This window comes from Tritonibacter sp. SIMBA_163 (assembly GCF_046535935.1).
Lineage (GTDB): Bacteria > Pseudomonadota > Alphaproteobacteria > Rhodobacterales > Rhodobacteraceae > Epibacterium > Epibacterium scottomollicae.
This window is the reverse complement of record NZ_JAWJBP010001019.1, coordinates 1-247: the sequence shown is the minus strand read 5'-3', so window position 1 is coordinate 247 and position 247 is coordinate 1. Positions and strand designations below refer to the sequence as shown.

The window sequence follows — 247 nt, the reverse complement described above, 5'->3', positions numbered from 1 at the left end:
CGTCGATCTGCCCACCGGACAAGGCCGAGGCCTGGTCCAGCAGGGACAGTCCGTCGCGCACCGAGCCGTCGGCCGCGCGCGCGACCATGGCAAGGGCCTGGTCCTCCGCCGCGATGCCCTCTTTGCTCAGCAGGTTGTGAAAATGCTGGACCAGGGTTTCCTGGTCGACCCGGCGCAGATCGAAGCGCATGCAGCGCGATAGCACCGTGACCGGGACCTTGCGGATTTCCGTCGTGGCGAAGACGAA

Annotated in this window: 1 pseudogene; it reads right to left on the bottom strand. The window is 66.8% G+C overall.

The annotated features are described in order from the left end of the window. Window positions 1-247: pseudogene (locus tag R0J92_RS25410) on the bottom strand (DNA polymerase III subunit gamma/tau); the annotation flags it as partial.